This is a genomic window from Rhizobium sp. 01T444 (assembly GCF_056398305.1).
This window is the reverse complement of the sequence record NZ_JBFTPD010000235.1, coordinates 1-637: the sequence shown is the minus strand read 5'-3', so window position 1 is coordinate 637 and position 637 is coordinate 1. Positions and strand designations below refer to the sequence as shown.

Annotated in this window: 1 protein-coding gene; it reads left to right on the top strand. The window is 63.1% G+C overall.

Annotated features, from left to right (window positions below):
• On the top strand, positions 1 to 637 hold a 637-nt coding region (locus AC1DTN_RS38175; protein ID WP_477925362.1), incomplete at both ends, for a phage tail length tape measure family protein.

The window sequence follows — 637 nt, the reverse complement described above, 5'->3', positions numbered from 1 at the left end:
GCGTCGCTGCTCTTCAGCAAGGCGGGCCTCGCTGCACTGGGCCTCGCGGGCGCAGCGGCGGCCGTGGTGGCGACCATCGTCCAGGCCTCGAACGAGGTAAACGAGTTCAACAAGGCGCTGACCGGCACGGGGAACTACGTCGGCAAGACCATCGACGACCTGAACCGGCTATCGGCCGCGGTGGCTAACTCGACGCATTCCTCGCAGCATTCGGCCGCAGAGGTCGCTGCTGCTGTCGCGGCGTCCGGCAAGATCTCGGGCGACTCGTTGCAGTTGGTTTCTGAAGGCGCCCTTGCGATGAGCAAGACGCTCGGCATCTCCGTCGACGATGCGGTCGGCTATTTCACGAAGCTTTCCGAAGACCCGGCGAAAAACTCCGCGAAGTTCAACGAGACGCTGCACTACCTGACCGCGTCGACGTATGAGCAGATCAAGGCGTTGGACGACCTCGGCCAGAATGAGCAAGCCGGCTCGCTCGCTGAAGAGACGCTCGCAAAGGCCGCCAAGGTGCGGCAGGACGATGCAATCAACCACCTCGGCGTCTTCGCTCGAGCGTGGCAAATGCTGGCAGCGGACGCATTGAAGACGTGGAACATCATCGCGAACGTCGGGCGGCCTGAAACCAACGCTGAGAAGC